Here is a 17,715-nt window from a genome sequence, read left to right as displayed (position 1 = left end):
CCCGGGCGGCCTCAGCCGCCCGGCAGGGGCTGCTCCGGCAGCGGCCCGAGCCCGGCGAGGGCGGGCAGCCAGGGGGTGACGTCACCCTGGACGACGAGGGCGCGCACCTCGTCGGCCGTCCGGCGCGCGGTGACGGCCCGGAGGAGGTCGACGGTGTCGGCGCGCAGGAGGACCGCGGCGTCCTCCGGTCGCCCGGACGTGACGCGGACGCGGGTGCCGTCGTCGAGCCCGAGCGGGGGCAGGCCGTCGCCGGCCTGCGCGACGCGGCCGAGCATCCGGTCGAGGACGATCTCGACGCCTGCGCCCGAGCGGCCGCCCGGCTCGCCGAGCGCACCGCGCAGGTCCTGCTCGTGGATGACGACGTCACCGAGCGGCCGCGTGCCGTGGGCCGTCATCCACTGCACGAGGTCCGGTGCGAGGGAACGCCACTCGTCGACGAGTGTGCCGACGTCGCGGCCCCGGCGCGCCTCCACCTGGGCGGCCGTCCACTCCTCGCCGTGGTCGTCCGGCTCGTTGCCGTCGAGCACGTCGGCGCCGAGGCCGACCATGTGCGAGAGCAGGTCGCGGGCGCTCCAGGCGGGCGTGGCGGGGACGCGGACCTCCATCCGCTCGTCACCGGACGCGAGCACGAGGGCGCAGACGCGCTCGTGCGCCTCGCGCCAGGCCGCGACCGCCGGGTCGGTGGTCCCGGTGGTCATCGGGCCTCCAGTGCCGCGAGGTCGCGCTCGGCGTAGCGCCGGTGCCACCACTCCTCGGTGAGGATGGTCAGCAGGCACTCGCGCACCGGGAAGGCCTTCGGCTCGGGCCAGCCCGGCGCGTCGACGGGCACGGTGTCGCGGGCGAGGTCGTCGTCGCCGAGTGTGGCGAGGTGCGCCCGGACCCGGTCGGCACGGTCAGTGCGCAGCGCGAGCGCCACCTCGAGGTCGGGCCGGGCGTCCCGGTCGGCGGTGAACGCGTCGGTGTCCGGAGCCTCCTCCCAGGGCAGGGAGAGCGGGTCCCAGGGCGCCGGGTCGCCCTGGACCGCGCGCAGCAGCCAGCACTCCGTCGCGAACGCGAGATGACGCAGCGTGTCGACGAACGACCACTCGCCGTCGACGCGCTCGTGCAGGAGGGCGGGGTCGAGACGGCGGGCCCGCTCGACCGTCCCGGCCCACAGGTCCTCGATGACGTCCCACGCGTGCCGGAAGCCGTCGGCGTCCGTCGGCCGGATGTCCGCGTGCCCCGGTGCGGTCCGGTCGAGCTCGGCGACGACGAGCGGGGCGACGTCGACCCCGTTGACGACGAGCCGGCCGATCTCGCCGCTCACCTCCAGGCCCTCCACGCACGCGCCCCGGACCCGCACGTCGGCGAGCAGGACGTCGCGCAGGAGCATCCCGGAGAGGTCGGCGGAGCGCAGCCGCGCCCCTCGCAGGCGGACCTGCTCGGCGGTGGTGCCGCTCAGGTCGACGCGCCGCGCGCTCGTCCCGGAGAGGTCGAGGCCCTCGTGGTCCACGGTGTCCATGGGCCCACGCTAGGGGTGGATGCGGACGAGCGGCGTCCGCTGTCCCGACCGGCCGCCGGTAGCCTGCTGCGGTGCCCGACCGACCCACCCGCCCCCACGGCCGCGGGCCGCGGCAGCGCTCCCGGACCGCCCCCGCGCAGCGCACCCGCGCCGCCGAGCCCACCCGCTTCGCCGCCTACACCCTCCTGCGGGCGGTCGCCGACGGCGCCTACGCCAACCTCGAGCTGCCGCAGATCCTCCGCCGTCGCCGGCTCGAGGGGCGCGACGCCGCCTTCACGACCGAGCTGGCGTTCGGGACGCTGCGCTGGCAGGGCCTGTACGACAAGGTGATCGAGGTGGCCGCCGGTCGCCCGGTGGAGCGGCTCGACCCGGCGGTCCTCGACGTCCTGCGCCTCGGCGTGCACCAGATGCTCGGGATGCGCGTCGCGCCGCACGCCGCGGCCGACCAGACCGTCGGGCTCGCCCGCAGTGTCGCGAGCCAGGGGGCGGGCGGCCTCGTCAACGCGGTCCTGCGCCGGGTGGGTGAGCGCCCGCTCGAGGAGTGGGTCGAGGAGGTCGCACCGCGCGACGGCGGGAGCGCCGCGCTCGCGGTGCGCCACTCGCACCCCGAGTGGGTCGTCAAGGCCCTGCGCGCCGCCCTCCTCGGGCACGGTCGCGCGACGCCCGAGACGGTCGACGCCGAGCTCGACGCCCTCCTCGCCGCCGACAACGTCCCGCCGGTCGTGCACCTCGTCGCGCGCCCCGGGCTCGCGACCGTCGAGGAGCTGCTCGAGGACGCCGACGCCGAGGCCAGCCCTGGCTCGCCCATCGGCGCGGTGCTCCACGGCGGGGACCCGGGCCGCATCGCCGCGGTGCGCGACGGTCGGGCCGCGGTGCAGGACGAGGGGTCGCAGCACCTCGCGCTCGCGCTGGCCGCGGTCGACGTGCCCGACGACGCCCCGGCCCGCTGGCTCGACCTGTGCGCCGGCCCCGGTGGCAAGGCCGGCGTGCTCGGGGCCCTGGCGCTCCAGCGCGGCGCGGACCTCACGGCCGTCGAGGTCAGCGAGCACCGGGCCGACCTCGTGCGCTCGAGCCTCGCCGCCCTCACCCGGCGTGCCGAGGACGCCGGACGCTCCGTCGAGGTCCGCACCGCCGACGGCCGCGAGATCGGCGAGGACGAACCCGCCTCCTACGCGAAGGTGCTCGTCGACGCGCCGTGCACCGGGCTCGGTGCGCTGCGCCGCCGGGCCGAGGCGCGCTGGAGGCGCACGCCGGCCGACCTCGCCTCCCTCGGTCCGCTGCAGCGCTCGCTCCTCGCGTCCGCGCTCGACGCCGTCGCGCCCGGCGGGGTCGTCGCCTACGCGACGTGCAGCCCGCACGTGGCCGAGACACGGTTCGTCGTCGGCGACGTGCTCAAGAAGCGCGACGACGTCGAGGTCCTCGACGCCCGCCCGTTCGTGCGCGACGCCGCCGGCGAGCAGCTGGCCGAGCTCGGCGACGGTCCGTACGTGCAGCTGTGGCCGCACGTGCACGGGACCGACGCGATGTTCCTCGCCCTCCTGCGCAAGCGGCCGGAGGCCTGAGCCCGGCTGCGCCCGGACCGCCGGACGACCTCGCTAGGGTGGCGGGCGTGCAGATCTCGCCCTCGATCCTCTCGGCCGACTTCGCCAACCTCCAGTCCGAGCTCGAGGCGATCGCCACGGCCGACTGGGCGCACGTCGACGTCATGGACAACCACTTCGTCCCCAACCTCACCCTCGGCCCGCCGGTCGTCGAGGCGCTGCTCAAGGTCTCGCCGGTCCCGCTCGACTGCCACCTGATGATCGAGGACCCGGACCGCTGGGCGCCGGGGTACGCCGAGGCCGGGGCGCAGTCGGTGACCTTCCACGTCGAGGCCGCCACCGACCCCGTCGCCACGGCCCGCGCCATCCGCGCCGCCGGCGCCCGCGCCGCCTTCGCGGTCAAGCCGGGCACCGACTTCGCCCCCTACGAGGACCTGCTCGCCGAGGTGGACATGGTCCTCGTCATGACCGTCGAGCCCGGGTTCGGCGGCCAGTCCTTCATGGCCGACCAGATGCCCAAGGTCCGCCAGGTCCGCGAGGCGGTGCGCCGGCGCGGTGGCGAGATCTGGGTGCAGGTCGACGGAGGCGTGTCCGCGAGCACGATCGAGCAGTGCGCCGAGGCCGGGGCCGACGTGTTCGTCGCCGGGTCGGCCGTCTACGGCAAGGACTCCGTCGCCGACGCCGTCGCCGAGCTGCGCGCCCTGGCCGAGAAGCACCGGCACTGAGCGTGCCCTCCCTCGCCGGGCGCCTCGCGCAGGAGGACGGCTTCGCCGCCGACCTCGACCTGACCGAGGGGCTCGCTCCCGGCGAGGTGCTGGCCGGCGCCGAGCTCGAGGGCTGCCGCCTGACCGGGGCGGTGCTCGAGCGGGCCGTCCTGCGCGACTGCACCTTCACCGACTGCACCTTCACCGGGTGCGACCTCTCGATGGCCGTCCTCGACGGCTCGCGCTTCACCGACTGCCGGTTCGTCGAGTGCAAGGCCCTCGGCGTCGTCTGGGGCCGGGCGGCGCCCGCACCGCTCTCGACGCGGCCGTGGGACCTCGAGCGGTGCCGGCTCGACCTCGGCTCGTTCCGGGACGTGGCCGCCGTGGGGTCGCGGCTCGTGGACTGCTCGATGCGGGAGGTCGACCTCGCCGGCGCGGACCTGCGGCGCGCGACCCTCAGCGGGTCCGACCTCGTCGGCGCGATGTTCGCCGGGACCGACCTGCGGGACGCCGACCTCGTCGGGGCCTCCGGCTACGTGGTCGACCCGACCGAGAACCGGGTCCGCGGGCTGCGCGTCGACGCGGTCGCGGCCGGTGGCATCCTCCGCGCGCTCGGGCTGGTCGTCGAGGGCTGACCCGTCCCTGCGCGGGACGTCACACCGGACCTCGTGGCGGCCGACGGGGTGAGGGCGCATAATGGCCGCATACGTGCTCCGGGGTCGGTGCAATTCCGAACCGGTGGTGACAGTCCACGACCCGACCGCAGCCAGCGGCCGGTTGACGCGGTGAAACTCCGCGACCGACGGTGAGAGTCCGGATGGGAGGCAGCACGTGTCGACGGGAGCAGTGTCCCGTCGGCGGTCGCCGTGACCGCGCACCGAGGTGTGCGCGAGCCGTCGACCCGTCCACCCGGAGCCCGACCGAGACCGGTTCGAGGCACGAGGACGGACACCGTGGAGCGAGACACCGCGCTGATGCGCCGGGCGCTCGATGCCGCCGTGCGCGGGCCCGAGGCCGACCCCAACCCCCGTGTCGGCTGCGTCGTCACGGACCGAGACGGCGAGGTCGTCGGCGTCGGCCACCACCGCGGCGCCGGCACGCCGCACGCCGAGGTCGCCGCGCTCGCCCAGGCCGGGACCGCCGCCCGCGGCGGCACCGCCTACGTCACGCTCGAGCCGTGCGACCACACCGGGCGCACCGGTCCGTGCTCGCGCGCCCTCCTCGACGCCGGGGTGGCCCGGGTCGTCCACGCGGTGCCCGACCCGTCCGCCGAGGCCGCCGGCGGGGCCGAGCGGCTCGCGGCCGCCGGGGTCGCGGTGCAGGCCGGCGTCCTCGCCGAGGACGCCGAGGCGGTCAACCGCACCTGGCTGCACACCCGGCGCACCGGTCGTCCCTTCGTCACGTGGAAGGCCGCCGCCACCCTCGACGGGCGCTCGGCCGCCGCCGACGGCTCGAGCCGCTGGGTCACCGGGGAGGCCGCCCGCGCCGACGTCCACGCCCTGCGCGCCCGCTGCGGCGCGGTCCTCGTCGGCACCGGCACGGCCCTGGCCGACGACCCCGCGCTCACCGTCCGCGACGCCGAGGGCCGCACCGTCGGCCGCCAGCCCCTGCGCGTCGTCGTCGGCAAGCGCGACCTGCCGGACGGCGCCCGGCTCGCCGACGGCGCCGCCGAGACCCTGCACGTCCCGACGCACGACCCCGCCGCCGCCCTGGCGGCCGTCCACGCGCGCGGCGTCCACCACATCCTGCTCGAGGGCGGGCCGACCCTCGCCGCCGCCTTCCTGCGGGCCGGTGTCGTCGACGAGGTCGTCGCCTACCTCGCCCCGGCGCTGCTCGGCGGCGGCCACCCCGTCGTCGGCGACCTCGGGGGCAGCTCGATCGGGGACGCCCTGCGCCTCGAGACCACCGACGTCACCGTGCTCGGTGGCGACGTCCGCATCACCGCCCGACCGCTGAGGAGCTGACCGTGTTCACCGGAATCGTCGAGGAGCTCGGCACCGTCGTCGCCCTGGACCGGGGCGCCGACTCCGCCCGGCTCACCCTCCGCGGCCCCCTCGTCACCGAGGACGCGACGCACGGCGCCTCGATCGCCGTCAACGGCGTGTGCCTCACCGTCGTCGAGCACGGCGACGGTGAGTTCACCGTCGACGTCATGGCCGAGACCCTCCACCGCTCGAGCCTCGGCGCGCTCGCCCCGGGCGACCGGGTCAACCTCGAGCGGGCGATGGCCGCCTCCTCCCGGTTCGGCGGGCACGTCGTCCAGGGCCACGTCGACGGCACGACGACGATCACCGCCCGCGAGCCGGGCGAGCGCTGGGAGGTCGTGCGGTTCGGGCTGCCGGCCGCCCTCGCGCCCTACCTCGTCGAGAAGGGGTCGATCACGGTCGACGGGGTGTCCCTCACCGTCGTCGACGTGACGGACGGCTCGTTCTCGGTCTCGCTCATCCCGACCACGCTCGACCTGACCACGCTGGGGCACAAGGGGGTCGGCGACCCCGTCAACCTCGAGGTCGACGTCCTCGCCAAGTACGTCGAGCGGCTGCTGGCCACCCGGTTCGCCCCCACGGAGGTGGCCCCGTGAGCGCCGGCCCCGGTCCCGCGCCGACACTCGCCTCGGTCGAGGAGGCCCTCGACGCCCTGCGCACCGGCCGGCCGGTGCTCGTCGTCGACGACGCCGACCGCGAGAACGAGGGCGACGTCGTCCTCGCCGCCGAGACGCTCGACCCGTCCTGGACGGCGTGGGCGGTGCGCCACAGCTCGGGCTACCTGTGCGCGCCGATGCCCGAGGCGAGGGCCGACCGGCTCGGCCTGCCGCTCATGGTCCGCGACAACGCCGACCCGCTCGGGACCGCCTACACCGTGACGGTCGACGCCGCGGTCGGCGTGACGACGGGCATCTCGGCCGCCGACCGCACCCGGACGGCGCGCGTCCTCGCCGACCCGGCCTCGACGCCGGCCGACCTGCGCCGGCCAGGGCACGTCGTGCCGCTGCGCGCCCGCGCGGGCGGCGTGCTCGTCCGGCCCGGGCACACCGAGGCGACCGTCGACCTCTGCCGGCTCGCGGGGCTGGAGCCGGTGGGGGTCATCGGCGAGCTCGTCGAGGACGACGGCACGATGACCCGCCTCGACGGCGTGCTCGCCCTCGGTGCGCGGTACGACCTGCCGGTGCTCGCCATCGCCGACCTCGTCGCCTGGCGCCAGCGCCACGACCGCGTCGTCCGGGTCGCCGACACCGTCGTCCCGACGCCGCACGGCCGCTTCCGGGCGCTCGCCTACCGCGACGACGTCACGGGGGAGGAGCACCTGGCCCTCGTCAGCCCGCTGGGTCTCGGCACCGGCCCGGTGCTGACCCGCGTCCACTCCGAGTGCCTGACCGGCGACGTCCTCGGCTCGCAGCGCTGCGACTGCGGCCCGCAGCTGGACCGTGCGCTCGAGCGCGTCGGCGCCGAGGGCGGGCTCGTCGTCTACCTGCGCGGCCACGAGGGCCGGGGGGTCGGGCTCGCCGCCAAGCTGCGCGCCTACGAGCTGCAGGACCGCGGGCTCGACACCGTCGACGCCCAGCTCGAGCTCGGGCTGCCCGTCGACGCCCGCGACTACACGGTGGCCGCCGGCGTCCTCACCGACCTCGGCGTCGACGCGGTCCGGCTGCTCACGAACAACCCGGCCAAGGTCGAGGGCCTGCGCGCCCACGGCATCGAGGTCCCGGCCGTCGAGCGGCTGCGCACGCCGCCGCTGCCGACGAACAGCGAGTACCTGCGCACCAAGCGCGACCGGATGGGCCACGACCTCGTCGTCGACGCCCACGACCCCCGAGAGAACCCGAGGAGCACGGCATGAGCGGAGCAGGGTCCCCGAGCGTCGCGGCGGACGGGCGCGGCCTGCGGGTCGCGGTCGTCGCCGCGTCGTGGCACGACACGGTGATGGACGGCCTCCTCGACGGCGCTCGCCGCGGCCTGGCCGAGTGCGGCGTCGAGGACCCCCTCGTCGTCCGCGTCCCCGGCACCGTCGAGCTGAGCGTGGCGTGCGCCCGGCTCGCCCCCGCGCACGACGCCCTCGTCGCCCTCGGGGTCGTCGTCCGCGGCGGCACGCCGCACTTCGACTACGTCTGCCAGAGCGCGACGGCCGGGCTGACCGACGTCGCCGTGCGCACCGGCGTGCCGGTCGGGTTCGGGGTCCTGACCTGCGACGACGACGCCCAGGCCCTCGACCGCGCCGGGCTGCCCGGCTCCCGCGAGGACAAGGGCCACGAGGCGGCGGTCGCCGCCGTCGCCACCGCGGTCACCCTCCGCGACCTCGGCGCGCGTGCGCCGCTGCCCACCGCCGACCGACAGGACGGATGACGACCGTGCCCCTCCTCGCCGCCGCGGCCCAGCCGGGCCCGAACCTCTTCCAGCAGCTGCTCGACGCGAGCATCCCGATCGGCACCTACCAGCTGCACTACCTCGAGGTGCTCGGCGTGCTCATCGGCATCGTCTCGGCGTGGTTCGGGATGCGTCGCGCCGTCTGGGCGTGGCCGGTCGGCATCGTCGCCAACGTCATCCTCTTCTTCGTCTACCTCGGCGCGCTGGTCGGGGCCGACCAGCGGATCCCGCTGCTCGGGCAGGCCGGGCGCCAGGTGTTCTTCATCGTCGTCAGCGTCTACGGCTGGGTGACGTGGGCCGCCCTGCGCCGCCGGCGCGGCGGGGGAGGGGCCCCGGCGGTCGACCCGCGCTGGATGACGACCCGCGAGCGGGCCGTCGTCGTCGCCGGCTGGCTCCTGGGCACGGTGCTCGTGCACCAGGTCTTCCAGGCCATCCTCGACGCCAACCCCAACCCGTACTACACGCCGGCCTGGTGGTTCTCCTGGTGCGACGCGTGGATCTTCGTCGGCTCCGTCGTCGCGACCTACGCGATGGCCCGCGGCTGGAACGAGTTCTGGCTGGCCTGGATCGGCGTCGACCTCGTCGGGGTGCCGCTCGGCTTCGCGACCGGCTACGTACCGACCTCCGTCATGTACGTCTTCTACGGGATGTTCGTCCTCTACGGCTTCTCGCAGTGGGTGCGGGTCACCCGCATGGCGGGTGAGGCGGCCTCCCGCGACGACGTCGTGGCGCCCGTCGCCTGACCGGCGGTCGGGCGGCCCTCCGCACCCCCGTACGCTGGTGCCCGTGAAGACGTTCGACGCGCTGTACGCCGAGCTCGCCGAGAAGGCCCGCACCCGCCCCGAGGGCTCGGGGACGGTCGCGGAGCTGGACGCCGGCGTCCATGCCATCGGCAAGAAGATCGTCGAGGAGGCGGCCGAGGTCTGGATGGCCGCCGAGCACGAGGGGCGCGAGCGCACCGCCGAGGAGGTCAGCCAGCTGCTGTACCACCTCCAGGTGCTCATGCTCGCCGCCGACCTCTCCCTCGACGACGTGTACAAGCACCTCTGAGCCGGCCTCCCCGCCGCCCGTCGACGCCCCACCCCAGGAAGACCCCCATGCTGCGTATCGCCGTCCCCAACAAGGGATCCCTCGCCGACCCGTCGGCCGCCATGCTCCGCGAGGCCGGGTACCGCACCCGCCGCGACACCAAGGAGCTCGTCGTCACCGACGTCGACAACGGGATCGAGCTGTTCTACCTCCGCCCCCGCGACATCGCCGTCTACGTCGGCTCCGGAACGGTCGACTGCGGCATCACCGGCCGCGACCTGCTCCTCGACTCCGCCTCCGCGGCGGTCGAGGTGATGCCGCTCGGCTTCGGTGCCTCCACCTTCCGCTGGGCCGCGCGCCCGAACACCGCGACCGACGTCGCCGGGCTCGCCGGCCGTCGCATCGCGACGAGCTACTCCGGCCTCGTCGAGAAGCACCTCGCCGACCAGGGCGTCGAGGCCTCGGTCGTGCGCCTCGACGGTGCCGTCGAGACCGCGATCACCCTCGGGGTCGCCGACGTCATCGCCGACGTCGTCGAGACCGGCGCGACGCTGCGCAGCCAGGGCCTGGAGGTCTTCGGCGAGCCGATCCTGCGCAGCGAGGCCGTGCTGGTCCGGCGCGAGGGCAGCGAGGAGACCGCCGGCATCGAGGTCCTGCGCCGGCGCCTGCTGGGCGTCGTCACGGCCCGCCACTACGTGATGCTCGACTACGACGTCCCCGCCGCCCTCGTCGACCGCGCCTGCGCCGTCACCCCGGGCCTCGAGAGCCCGACCGTGTCGCCGCTGCAGAACCGCGACTGGTGCGCCGTCCGCGCGATGGTGCCGCGGATCGGCACGAACGCCGTGATGGACGAGCTGTACGACCTCGGCGCCCGCGCCATCCTCGTCACCGACATCACGGCCTGCCGGCTCTGACCCGGGTGCCGACCGTGACCGACGCCCCCGCCCCCGACGCCCCCTTCCGGCCCCGGCGCGGGCGCGTCGTGCCGCTCGTCGTCGCCGGCGTCTTCGTCCTCATCTGCACGGCCGTCGCCGTCGGGATGGGTGTCGCGGGCCAGTGGGGGCTCGGCGACCAGCTGGCCCTCGTCGTCTTCGGCGTCGCCGTCGCCGCGTTCCTCGCGCGCTACGCCGCCATCCGCGCGACCCCCGGCGAGGCCGGGCTGACGGTGCGCAACCTCATGCTGACCCGCACCGTCGGCTGGGACGAGATCGAGGCGGTGCGCTTCGTCGACGGCGACCCCTGGGTCAGCCTCGAGCTCGTCGACACCGACGTCGTCGCGGTCATGGCCGTGCAGCGCGTCGACGGCGAGCGCGGCCGCGCCGAGGCCGCGCGCCTGCTCGAGCTCGTCCGGGCCCGCCGCCGCGGCTGATCACACGGCGACGCCCTCCCGCTCGGACCCCACCCGCGCGGCGGTGGGCCGCAGCCGGCCGAGCGCCAGGAGCTGGGGGAGGGCCATGAGCGCGAGCAGCGCCCAGAGCAGCGTGAACCCGCCCGAGGCGTCGCGCACCGCGCCCATCGTGGCGGGCCCGAGCGAGGCCAGCGAGTAGCTGACGAGGAAGGCCATCGCGGTCAGGCGTGCGCTGTCGCGCGGGGTGACCGAGTACCGGACGAGCAGGCCGAGGCCGAGCGCGAAGCACGCCCCCTGGCCGGCGCCGATGAGCAGGGCCCAGCCCCAGGCGAAGGCGTCCGGCGCGAGCCAGACCCCGGTCTCGCCGACGCCGCCGAGGAGGGTCGCCCCGGCGAGCAGCCACCGCGGGTCGTGGACGCGGTCGAGCAGGGTCGGCGCGACGAGGCCGCTGACCAGCTGCGCGCCGGTGAAGACGGACATGAGCAGCCCGGCGTCGCCGGCGCTCCACCCGTGCGACTCGTAGGTCGGCGCGAGCCAGGCCAGCGACGAGTAGAACTGCCACGACTGGAAGGTCAGGTAGGCCGCGAGCGTCCAGGCGGTCACGCTACGCCACGGGAGCCGGTGCGTGACGTCCTCGGCGTCGGGGTCGGCGGGCGCGGCGGCCGCCCGTTGCGCGGAGCGACGCGCCAGCGGCACCCACACCAGGCCCGCCAGGGCGGCCAGCGGCGCCCACGCGAGCAGGGAGCCCGCCCAGCCACCGAATGCGCCGGACAGCGGCACGGCGACGGCCGAGGCGACGGCGGCGGCGCCCATCATCGCCATCATCGTCAGGCCGGTGCCGAGGCCCGACCGGTGGGCGGGGAAGACGCTCTTGACGATGCCCGGCAGCAGCGTGCCGGCCACCGCGATGCCGGCGCCGGCGACGAGCGTGCCGGCGTAGAGCGACCACGTCTGCCCGCCGCCGACGCCGCGCACGACGAGCCCGACGAGCACCAGCCCGACCCCGTGGCCGACCGCGACCCCCGGGCCGACCCGGCGCGCCAGGACGTTGGCGACCGGCGCGAGCAGGCCCATGCAGAGCACCGGCAGGGTCGTGAGGACGCCCATCGCCGCGCCCGAGAGGCCGAGGTCGTCGCGGACGGTCTCGGCGAGCGGCGGCAGGCTCGCCATGAGGGTGCGCAGGTTCGCGGCGACGAGGACGAGCGCGGTGACGACGAGCCAGGGCGGCGTCGAGGTCGCGGGGCGGGCGGGGGTGGTCACGAGGCACTCACCGCGGCATCCTCACACGCGCCTCAGGGGAGGTGGGACTCCGGGACCAGCTGGAGCGCCTCGTCGTCGTCGAGGCCGGCGACGACGAGCAGGTCGACGACGATCGAGCGGACCTGCCCGCGGACCATCTCGGCCGACAGCCCGGCCGACGGCTCGGCGCGCGCGGAGAGCCCGGCGACCCGGGCGAGGACGACGCGTCCGGCGGACGGCAGCGCGTGCTCGTCGAGGACGCGGGCGAGGTCGTCGGCGGCCCGGGCGAGCTCGGCGACGAGGTCGACGTACCGGGGTGGCACGGTCTCGTCGCGGCGGACGGCCACGCCGGCGCGGCGGGCGAGGACGCGCAGGTTGCGCACGCAGCGGTCCAGCGGCACGACGAGCGCGGACGCCGCGACGGCCTGGGGGCGGTGCCGGCGCAGCAGCGGCGACTGGCGCACCACCGCCACGCCCTCGGCGGCGGCGGTGCGCAGGTCGGTCAGCCGGTCCTCCAGCGCCCGGGCCTCGTCCAGGGCCTCGCGGGCGAGGTCGACGTCGCCGGTCCGCAGCGCCTCGGCCACCGACTCCAGGGTCCGCGCGACGGCCCGCACCGTGCGGGCGGCCTCCGCGCGGGGCCGCGCCACCGGGCTCGTCGGGACCACGGCCCCGATGAGGAGCGCGACGAGGCCGCCGACGAGCGCGTCGAGCCAGCGCCCGACCCCGGTGCTCGTCGTCGCGGCGAAGGCGACGATGAAGACCGACTGGACGCCCGCCTGGATGACGACGAGCTGCCCGGACGAGATGACGATGGCGATGGCCATCGCGGCGACGACGACGAACGCCATCTGGAGCCCGCCGCTGCCGAGCAGGAGGATCGTCACGTCGCCGACGAGGACGCCGATGGCGACGCCGACCGTCACCTCGACGATCCGCCGCAGGCGCTGCCCGTAGGTGAGCCCGAGGCAGAGGATCGCGGTGACCGGGGCGAAGAAGGGCTGGGGGTGACCGAGGGCGAGCCGGGCGGTGAACCAGGCGACGACGACGCCGAGGCCGATCTGGAGCAGGAAGACCACCCGGTCGTGGAGGCGGTGCAGCCCGCGCTCGAGCGCCGAGCGCAGGCCGTCCACCCCGGAGCGGGCGCGCGCGGCGACGCTCACCGACCCTCCGTCGAGACGCGGACGTCGGCGTGCTCGCGGGTGCGGTCGTCGGCGAAGACCCGCTCCTCCTGGGCGGCCCAGCGCTCCCAGTGCGGGCGGAAGGTCTCGCCGTCACGGTCGATGCCCCGGCGCATCCGCTCGTCCCGGGGTGCCTCGACCCACACACGGACGGCGGCGTAGTCGCCGGCCCGGCCGACGCTCGCGCCGCAGCCCTCGACGACGAGGACCGGGGCCGCGGGCACGTCCCGCGTCTCGCCCCAGCCGTGGCGGTCCCAGTCCCACACCCGGTAGCGCGCGTCCTCGCCCCGCGACAGGGGGTCGAGGACCTGCTCGACGAGGAGCGGGACGGCGTCGGCGAGCCCGTCCCAGCCGGGGTAGAGCTCGTCCATGTGGACCACCGGGGCGGCGAGGGCCTCGACCACACCCTTGGCGAGCGTGGTCTTGCCGGAGCCGCTCGGCCCGTCGACGGCGACGACGGCCGTCGCGCCGCACCGCGGGCGGGCGTCGTGGAGGGCCTCGAGGACCGCCTCGACGTGCTCCGGCTCGGCCGGGTCCGTCACCTGGAACCACACGGTCACCGACCCTAGCGCCGCCACTACGCTGGCGCCGTGTCGTCCGTCGCCGTCCGTGTCATCCCGTGCCTCGACGTCGACGCCGGCCGCGTCGTCAAGGGCGTCAACTTCCGCGGCCTGCGCGACGCGGGGGACCCCGTCGAGCTCGCCCGCCGCTACGGCGAGCAGGGCGCCGACGAGCTGACCTTCCTCGACGTCACCGCGAGCAGCGGGGACCGCGCGACGATGTACGACGTCGTGGCCCGCACGGCCGAGGAGGTCTTCATCCCGCTGACCGTCGGTGGCGGGGTGCGCACGGTCGACGACGTCGACCGTCTGCTGCGCGCCGGGGCCGACAAGGTCGGCGTCAACACCGCCGCCATCGCGCGCCCGGAGCTCATCGCCGAGACCGCCGACCGCTTCGGGGCGCAGGTGCTCGTCCTGTCCGCCGACGTGCGGCGTCGTCGGACCGAGGACGGCTCGCCCGCAGGCGGGTTCGAGGTGACGACGCACGGCGGGCGCACCGGCACCGGCCTCGACGCCGTCGAGTGGTGCGCCCGGGCCGAGTCGCTCGGCGCCGGCGAGATCCTCCTCAACTCGATGGACGCCGACGGCACCAAGGACGGCTTCGACCTCGAGCTGATCCGGCTCGTCCGGGCCGCCGTCTCGGTCCCGGTCATCGCGAGCGGGGGAGCGGGCGCCGTCGAGCACTTCGCGCCCGCGGTCGAGGCCGGTGCGGATGCGGTCCTCGCCGCGAGCGTGTTCCACTTCGGGGACCTGACGATCGGTCAGGTCAAGGACGCGCTGCGCGTCGACGGGCTGCCCGTGCGCTGAGGCCACGGGCACGACGGAGGGGGAGAGATGCTCGACACCGCGCACCCGCGCGACCTCGTGATGGTGGGGGCCGTGTTCGGCCTCGCGACGTTCATCTGGTCCGGCTGGGCCCAGGAGGGTCCGCCGCGGCCGGTGCTGTGGAGGGTGCTGCTCGGCGCGCTCGGGGTCGCCGGGCTCGCGCTCGCCGGCTGGAGCACGACGCAGGCGGTGCGGCACTGGGGCGGCTCGAGCGCGATCGAGCCGGGGAGCCGGGCCTTCACCGTCTACCTCGTCGTCTTCTGGGCCGAGGTCGTCGTCGCGGGGGTGGCCGGGGTCCTGCTCGCCCGGCGGGGGCGCGGCGACCTCGTCGCGCCGCTCGTGCTCCTCGTCGTCGGGCTGCACTTCGTCGCGCTCGCGGTCGTCTTCTCGCAGCCGGTGCTGCACCTCACCGCGGGGCTGCTCGTGGCCGTCGCGGTCCTCGCGGCGCTCGTCCCGGCCGGCGCGGTCGCCCGCAGCTTCTGGTGCGGCGTCCTCGGGGCGCCCGTGTTCCTCGTCGTCGGGCTGTGGTGTGCCCTGACCGGAGAGCCGCTCCTCGACCCCTCCTGATGCGGCGGCCCCACCCCTACACTCACGCTCGTGACCGCCTCCCGCGCACGGCAGCTGCACCTCGTGGTCGCCCTCGTGGCGACCTTCGCCCTCGCGTTCCAGACCGTCCTCGTGCTGTCGGGGGAGGCGGTCCTCAACGACGAGGTGCCGCCGCTGGCCACGCGCCTGTACCGCCTGGTCGCCTACTTCACGATCCAGAGCAACGTCCTCGTCGCGGTCACGGCGTGGCAGCTGTGGCGCGACCCGCTGCGTGACGGCCGCTGGTGGCGCCCGGTGCGGCTCGCCGCGCTCGTCGGCATCACCGTGACCGGGCTCGTGCACTTCGTCCTGCTGCGGCCCCTGCTCGACCTGAGCGGGGCCAACTGGGTCGTCGACAAGCTGCTCCACATCGTCGTGCCGGTGCTCGCCGTGCTCGCCTGGGTGCTCGCCGGGCCGCGGCCGCGCACGACGTGGCGCACCGCCCTCGAGGCCCTCCTGTGGCCGCTGCTCTGGACGGCGTGGACCCTCGTCGTCGGCGGCCTGAGCGGCTGGTACCCCTACCCGTTCCTCGACCACCGGAGGAACGGTGTCGGCGCCGTGGTCGTCGCCGTGCTCGGGATCACCGTCCTCTTCCTGCTGCTCTTCGCCGCGGTCGTGGCCCTCGACCGCCGGCTCAGGCCGGCCAGTCGAGCTCGGTGACCTCGCCGCCCACGACCGTGGCCGTCATCGTCACCCCGGGGGTGCCGACGGGGTAGAGCTCGTAGTCGCCGGCGAGCAGCTCGGGGTAGACGAGGCACGACACGGTGCCCGACGGGGTCGGCCGGGGCACGACCCCGACGTGGGGGAACGGCGACGCCTGCGCGTGGTCGTGCGGTCCGTCGTGCTCGTGGTGGTGCGGGTGGTCGTGGTGGTGCGGGTGGTCGTGGTGGTGCGGGTGGTCGTGGCCGTGCGGGTGGTCGGCGACCGCCCCGGCGGGCCGGATCTCGACCTCGAGGTCGTCCAGGTCGGGGCGGTGCTCGGGCATCGTCACGACGAGCGCGCCGACGTCGCCGCCGATGTCGAGGGGCACGGGCCCCTGTCCGGCGTACGGGTTCTCGGTGGTGGGCACGGCAGTCCTCTCGGGCGGGAAGGGTGGAGCGGGCGGGCCCGCCCCGCCCACCGGGTCGCGGTGGACGGGGCGGGCGGTCGGTCAGGCGGCGCCGCCGGCGGTGCCGGGCGTCGTCTGGTACCCCCCGGCCGGCGTCCCCAGGTAGGGGAAGACGTCGAGGAACGGCGGGTTGGTGTTGCTCGTGCCGTCGGTCAGGCCGGCGGACGCGTCGTCCGGCGTGAACGACGGGTCCACGAGGGGGATGGTCGCCCCGGCCACGGCGCGCAGCTCGATAGCCACGACGTCGTCGATCGGGCGGCGACCGTTGGGGAACCCCGCGGCGTCACCCGCGACGAGCCCGATGGGGTTCGGCTTCTTGGCCGGCGGCACCGCGAGGTTGAGTCGCAGCATGTCCGCCTGGTTGGCGCCGGTGTAGTTCTGGAAGCCCGGCACGACCCCCTTCGGGATGCCCGTCAGGAGGATCGCGAGCAGGTCGGCGCGGTCCTTCTTGTAGGCGGCCAGGCGTGGGAACACCCCGGGGTAGAGCACCGGCAGGAGACCGGCGAGCTCGGGCCGCGCCACGTACTGCGCGAACCGCTTGTCACCGTCGGGCCCGACCGAGTTCCACGTGTCCTTCTCGGCCATCGGGGTGATGACCTCGTTGAACAGCGGGTTGCCCAGCCGCGAGACCTGCCGGAAGGGCCCGGCGTCCTCGGCCTTGCCCTGCCCGACCTTGAGGACGCGGATCTTCTGGCGGCTGGCCGTGGCCCACACCCCGATGACCGAGCGGGCGTCGTCGACGTCCGTCGGCGCCCCGTGGCCGGCCGTGAGGTCGGTCTTGGGCACCTGGATCGCGATGCTGTGGACGTTGAGCCCCTGGGTGCCGTTGACCCCCGCCGCCGCGGCGGACGGGATGAGGTGCGCCATCTGGTAGGGCCGCAGCGTCCCGAGGTCGAAGATGCTGCCGAGGTCGACGTGGAAGCCCTCCGCCCGCTGCCCGGCGAACACGGTGCGCCCGCCCGCGATGCGGTGGACCGCCTGCGCGGCGAGCTTCTCGTAGTTCGGCGTGCTGCGCGGCCCGACGTTGACCGGCGGGCAGGCCAGCCGCTCGGCGAGCGTCGTCCACCCCTTGCCCTTCTCGTACCGCGTCACCGAGTAGTACTGCGGGCGGGTCCACGTCGAGTCGCTGATCGAGGTGATCGGGCCCGTGTTGTAGAGGAAGGTCTTCTTGTTGCGGATGCCGGTGACGAACCGGAACCGGTACACGATGTCGGCCTCGCCGGCCGTCCCCGAGTTGCTGATCTTGATCTCGTAGAGCACGTCGTCGCCGAACTCGTAGAAGTTCGGACCGCCCTGCGGGTTCTGGAAGGGGATGAAGTTGGCGATGAGCGTGACGTGGCTCGGCTTGTCCGGGCTGACGAACGCGTAGACGTCGGTGTTGTCGGCGACGGGGTCCTTGGAGACCTCGGGGGCTTCGCGGTGGGAGGACATCAGGCCTTCCCTCCCGACGCCTTGACGAGCCGGCGGACGAGGGCGGGGTCGTGGACCTCGACCTCCTCCTCGCCGACCATGAGCGAGATGACCCCGGAGCCGGGGTCCTCGATGAACGCGACGAGCACGGCGTTGTCGAGCTCGCCGAGGACCTCGTCCTTGTCACGGACGGTGGCCTGCGCCGCCGTGGCCGTGGCGACGACGGCGATGGCCGTCGTCGACCCCGCCGCTGCCAGGAGGCCGCGTCGTGATGTCCCTGCCATGGTGCTTCCCTTCGTGGGGCGCGGGAGGACCTCCCGCGCGGG

Annotated in this window: 22 protein-coding genes and 1 riboswitch; of the genes, 14 read left to right on the top strand and 8 right to left on the bottom strand. The window is 75.5% G+C overall.

The features are described 5' to 3' along the window. Nucleotides 1-11: 11 nt before the first annotated feature. Together J3473_RS03575 and J3473_RS03570 are read right to left on the bottom strand one after the other, a co-directional pair. Nucleotides 12-698: a hypothetical protein gene (locus tag J3473_RS03575; protein ID WP_207021906.1), complete on the bottom strand. Its 687-nt coding sequence runs from the start codon at nt 696-698 to the stop codon at nt 12-14. Next, nucleotides 695-1,501: a DinB family protein gene (locus J3473_RS03570; RefSeq protein ID WP_207021905.1), complete on the bottom strand. Its 807-nt coding sequence runs from the start codon at nt 1,499-1,501 to the stop codon at nt 695-697. The genes J3473_RS03575 and J3473_RS03570 overlap by 4 nt, the downstream gene beginning before the upstream one ends. Nucleotides 1,502-1,572: 71 nt before the next feature. On the opposite strand from J3473_RS03570, the gene J3473_RS03565 reads away from it, so the two are divergent. From J3473_RS03565 to J3473_RS03515, 11 genes are all read left to right on the top strand, one after another. After that, entirely contained in the window at nt 1,573-3,063 is a 1,491-nt protein-coding gene (locus J3473_RS03565) for an RsmB/NOP family class I SAM-dependent RNA methyltransferase (protein WP_207021904.1), read from the top strand. Between the two features lie 47 nt (nt 3,064-3,110). Beyond that, nucleotides 3,111-3,767 carry a ribulose-phosphate 3-epimerase gene (rpe, locus tag J3473_RS03560; RefSeq protein ID WP_207021903.1) on the top strand — a complete coding sequence of 219 codons (657 nt, stop codon included), beginning with the start codon at nt 3,111-3,113 and terminating at the stop codon, nt 3,765-3,767. Nucleotides 3,768-3,769: 2 nt separating this feature from the next. Continuing rightward, on the top strand, nt 3,770-4,381 hold the full coding sequence (locus tag J3473_RS03555; protein WP_207021902.1) for a pentapeptide repeat-containing protein: 612 nt from the start codon (nt 3,770-3,772) through the stop codon (nt 4,379-4,381). A 69-nt stretch (nt 4,382-4,450) separates the two neighbouring features. Further along, nucleotides 4,451-4,581, top strand: a riboswitch (FMN riboswitch). A 118-nt stretch (nt 4,582-4,699) separates the two neighbouring features. Further along, a complete protein-coding gene (gene ribD / locus J3473_RS03550; protein ID WP_256437918.1) occupies nt 4,700-5,710 on the top strand; it encodes a bifunctional diaminohydroxyphosphoribosylaminopyrimidine deaminase/5-amino-6-(5-phosphoribosylamino)uracil reductase RibD in 1,011 nt (336 codons plus the stop codon). A gap of 2 nt (nt 5,711-5,712) precedes the next feature. After that, nucleotides 5,713-6,327, top strand: a complete 615-nt coding sequence (locus tag J3473_RS03545; protein ID WP_207021901.1) for a riboflavin synthase — start codon at nt 5,713-5,715, stop codon at nt 6,325-6,327. Beyond that, nucleotides 6,324-7,583: a 3,4-dihydroxy-2-butanone-4-phosphate synthase gene (gene ribB, locus J3473_RS03540; RefSeq protein WP_207021900.1), complete on the top strand. Its 1,260-nt coding sequence runs from the start codon at nt 6,324-6,326 to the stop codon at nt 7,581-7,583. Before J3473_RS03545 ends, ribB begins: the two co-directional genes overlap by 4 nt. Then, nucleotides 7,580-8,086 (top strand): 6,7-dimethyl-8-ribityllumazine synthase, encoded by a 507-nt coding sequence (gene ribH / locus J3473_RS03535; protein ID WP_207021899.1) that lies wholly within the window; start codon nt 7,580-7,582, stop codon nt 8,084-8,086. Before ribB ends, ribH begins: the two co-directional genes overlap by 4 nt. Next, complete coding sequence (gene pnuC / locus J3473_RS03530) at nt 8,083-8,850, top strand: nicotinamide riboside transporter PnuC (protein WP_207021898.1); 768 nt, start codon at nt 8,083-8,085, stop codon at nt 8,848-8,850. Before ribH ends, pnuC begins: the two co-directional genes overlap by 4 nt. A gap of 43 nt (nt 8,851-8,893) precedes the next feature. After that, a complete protein-coding gene (locus J3473_RS03525) occupies nt 8,894-9,157 on the top strand; it encodes a phosphoribosyl-ATP diphosphatase (RefSeq protein ID WP_030528308.1) in 264 nt (87 codons plus the stop codon). A gap of 47 nt (nt 9,158-9,204) precedes the next feature. After that, the gene (gene hisG / locus J3473_RS03520) at nt 9,205-10,050 is read left to right on the top strand and encodes an ATP phosphoribosyltransferase (RefSeq protein ID WP_207021897.1); all 846 of its coding nucleotides are present in this window, start codon (nt 9,205-9,207) and stop codon (nt 10,048-10,050) included. 14 nt (nt 10,051-10,064) lie between these two features. After that, nucleotides 10,065-10,505, top strand: a complete 441-nt coding sequence (locus J3473_RS03515; protein WP_207021896.1) for a PH domain-containing protein — start codon at nt 10,065-10,067, stop codon at nt 10,503-10,505. Here J3473_RS03515 and J3473_RS03510 read toward each other — a convergent pair whose 3' ends face one another. Genes J3473_RS03510 through J3473_RS03500 form a run of 3 tightly spaced genes read right to left on the bottom strand, consistent with a single transcriptional unit; the run spans nt 10,506 to nt 13,461 of the window. Then, nucleotides 10,506-11,744 (bottom strand): CynX/NimT family MFS transporter, encoded by a 1,239-nt coding sequence (locus J3473_RS03510; protein WP_242525658.1) that lies wholly within the window; start codon nt 11,742-11,744, stop codon nt 10,506-10,508. A gap of 32 nt (nt 11,745-11,776) precedes the next feature. Continuing rightward, entirely contained in the window at nt 11,777-12,883 is a 1,107-nt protein-coding gene (locus J3473_RS03505; RefSeq protein ID WP_207021895.1) for an aromatic acid exporter family protein, read from the bottom strand. Beyond that, nucleotides 12,880-13,461, bottom strand: a complete 582-nt coding sequence (locus tag J3473_RS03500; RefSeq protein ID WP_226902897.1) for a (d)CMP kinase — start codon at nt 13,459-13,461, stop codon at nt 12,880-12,882. The genes J3473_RS03505 and J3473_RS03500 overlap by 4 nt, the downstream gene beginning before the upstream one ends. A 30-nt stretch (nt 13,462-13,491) precedes the next feature. Between J3473_RS03500 and hisF the strand changes: the two genes are divergently transcribed. Genes hisF through J3473_RS03485 form a run of 3 tightly spaced genes read left to right on the top strand, consistent with a single transcriptional unit; the run spans nt 13,492 to nt 15,531 of the window. Next, the gene (gene hisF / locus J3473_RS03495; protein WP_030528314.1) at nt 13,492-14,268 is read left to right on the top strand and encodes an imidazole glycerol phosphate synthase subunit HisF; all 777 of its coding nucleotides are present in this window, start codon (nt 13,492-13,494) and stop codon (nt 14,266-14,268) included. 27 nt (nt 14,269-14,295) lie between these two features. After that, nucleotides 14,296-14,853 carry a hypothetical protein gene (locus J3473_RS03490; RefSeq protein ID WP_051750472.1) on the top strand — a complete coding sequence of 186 codons (558 nt, stop codon included), beginning with the start codon at nt 14,296-14,298 and terminating at the stop codon, nt 14,851-14,853. A gap of 30 nt (nt 14,854-14,883) precedes the next feature. Next, entirely contained in the window at nt 14,884-15,531 is a 648-nt protein-coding gene (locus J3473_RS03485) for a Pr6Pr family membrane protein (protein ID WP_207021894.1), read from the top strand. Here the strand turns inward: J3473_RS03485 and J3473_RS03480 are convergent. The 3 genes from J3473_RS03480 to J3473_RS03470 all read right to left on the bottom strand — a co-directional run bounded on the left by J3473_RS03480 (nt 15,506) and on the right by J3473_RS03470 (nt 17,673). After that, on the bottom strand, nt 15,506-15,940 hold the full coding sequence (locus J3473_RS03480; RefSeq protein ID WP_207021893.1) for a hypothetical protein: 435 nt from the start codon (nt 15,938-15,940) through the stop codon (nt 15,506-15,508). The genes J3473_RS03485 and J3473_RS03480 overlap by 26 nt on opposite strands. 81 nt (nt 15,941-16,021) lie before the next feature. Further along, complete coding sequence (locus J3473_RS03475) at nt 16,022-17,410, bottom strand: DUF4331 domain-containing protein (protein WP_207021892.1); 1,389 nt, start codon at nt 17,408-17,410, stop codon at nt 16,022-16,024. Continuing rightward, the gene (locus J3473_RS03470; protein ID WP_030528319.1) at nt 17,410-17,673 is read right to left on the bottom strand and encodes a hypothetical protein; all 264 of its coding nucleotides are present in this window, start codon (nt 17,671-17,673) and stop codon (nt 17,410-17,412) included. Before J3473_RS03470 ends, J3473_RS03475 begins: the two co-directional genes overlap by 1 nt. Between the last annotated feature and the right edge of the window lie 42 nt (nt 17,674-17,715).

Source organism: Phycicoccus sp. DTK01, from assembly GCF_017312765.1.
Lineage (GTDB): Bacteria > Actinomycetota > Actinomycetes > Actinomycetales > Dermatophilaceae > Phycicoccus > Phycicoccus jejuensis.
This window is presented reverse-complemented; position numbering and strand designations above follow the sequence as displayed.

Excerpts from the sequence above, each read along its gene's own strand:
- J3473_RS03575 (WP_207021906.1), bottom strand. The coding sequence starts at position 698 with ATGACCACCGGGACCACCGACCCGGCGGTCGCGGCCTGGCGCGAGGCG.
- J3473_RS03570 (WP_207021905.1), bottom strand. The coding sequence starts at position 1,501 with ATGGACACCGTGGACCACGAGGGCCTCGACCTCTCCGGGACGAGCGCG.
- ribH (WP_207021899.1), top strand. The coding sequence starts at position 7,580 with ATGAGCGGAGCAGGGTCCCCGAGCGTCGCGGCGGACGGGCGCGGCCTG.
- pnuC (WP_207021898.1), top strand. The coding sequence starts at position 8,083 with ATGACGACCGTGCCCCTCCTCGCCGCCGCGGCCCAGCCGGGCCCGAAC.
- hisG (WP_207021897.1), top strand. The coding sequence starts at position 9,205 with ATGCTGCGTATCGCCGTCCCCAACAAGGGATCCCTCGCCGACCCGTCG.
- J3473_RS03490 (WP_051750472.1), top strand. The coding sequence starts at position 14,296 with ATGCTCGACACCGCGCACCCGCGCGACCTCGTGATGGTGGGGGCCGTG.
- J3473_RS03475 (WP_207021892.1), bottom strand. The coding sequence starts at position 17,410 with ATGTCCTCCCACCGCGAAGCCCCCGAGGTCTCCAAGGACCCCGTCGCC.
- J3473_RS03470 (WP_030528319.1), bottom strand. The coding sequence starts at position 17,673 with ATGGCAGGGACATCACGACGCGGCCTCCTGGCAGCGGCGGGGTCGACG.